The following is a 1,103-nucleotide window of genomic DNA, read 5'->3' as shown; positions in this document are numbered from 1 at the left end:
TATTTAGCCTTGGCGGATGGTGCCGCCGGATTCGAAGGGGATTTCTCCGGTCCCCACCTACTCAGGATACTCACTCATATAACGCTCTTACCTGTACAGGACTCTCACCCTCTATGGTTGGCTTTCCCACGCCATTCCAGTTCAATTGTTATACACTTGGTGAGTCCTACAACCCCGGTCTGGCCGTAACCAGGCCGGTTTGGGCTCTTCCGCGTTCGCTCGCCACTACTTGCGGAATCATTATTATTTTCTTCTCCTGTGGGTACTTAGATGTTTCAGTTCCCCACGTTCGCCCCCCGTAGGGTAATACCACTTCATGGTACTGGGTTGCCCCATTCGGAAATCTACGGATCAAGACATATGTGCTGTTCCCCGTAGCTTATCGCAGCTTATCACGTCCTTCATCGCCTCTGAGAGCCTAGGTATCCTCCATGCGCCCTTAATTCGCTTGCGCGGTTATCTCTTATTCTCTTTTGCTTCTCAATATGTCAATGAACTCGTTACCGCACCTATGTATGGTAATGTGGAGAATAACGGATTCGAACCGTTGACCCCCTGCGTGCAAGGCAGGTGCTCTAGCCAGCTGAGCTAATCCCCCAAGTATTTTTTGTTTTTTCGGAGTGCAAAAGTAGAGTAATTAAATTACTTATCCTAATACAATTCCAATGTTTTTTTAAATTTAGTGGGCCTGCGTGGACTCGAACCACGGACCTCTACATTATCAGTGTAGCGCTCTAACCACCTGAGCTACAAGCCCCTACATTTAAAAATATATGATAAAGATAAACTAAAAGCAGAGTTTCTCGTCTCCAGAAAGGAGGTGTTCCAGCCGCACCTTCCGGTACGGCTACCTTGTTACGACTTAGCCCCAGTCGCCGATTTTACCCTAACGGTGTCTTTAACCTACCGCTTCAGGTCTCCCCGACTCCCATGGCTTGACGGGCGGTGTGTACAAGGTCCGGGAACGTATTCACCGCGTCATAGCTGATACGCGATTACTAGCGATTCCAGCTTCATAAAGTCGAGTTGCAGACTTCAATCCGAACTGAGAACGGCTTTTTGGGATTGGCATCTCATCACTGAGTAGCGACCCTCTGTACCGC

2 tRNA genes and 2 rRNA genes are annotated in these 1,103 nt (G+C 48.8%); all 4 read right to left on the bottom strand.

What is annotated here, in order from left to right:
* Positions 1 to 453 (bottom strand): 23S ribosomal RNA (locus tag FDK13_RS35200); the annotation flags it as partial.
* Between the two features lie 71 nt (positions 454 to 524).
* Positions 525 to 598 (bottom strand) — tRNA-Ala (locus tag FDK13_RS35195).
* Positions 599 to 683: 85 nt separating this feature from the next.
* Positions 684 to 757: transfer RNA gene (locus FDK13_RS35190), tRNA-Ile, on the bottom strand.
* Positions 758 to 813: 56 nt separating this feature from the next.
* Positions 814 to 1,103: ribosomal RNA gene (locus FDK13_RS35185) — 16S ribosomal RNA — on the bottom strand; the annotation flags it as partial.

Origin of the sequence: Dyadobacter frigoris, assembly GCF_005280585.1 — a bacterium.
Taxonomy (GTDB): Bacteria; Bacteroidota; Bacteroidia; order Cytophagales; family Spirosomataceae; genus Dyadobacter; species Dyadobacter frigoris.
The sequence above is the reverse complement of the archived record's forward strand: the minus strand, read 5'-3'. Positions and strand labels throughout refer to the sequence as shown.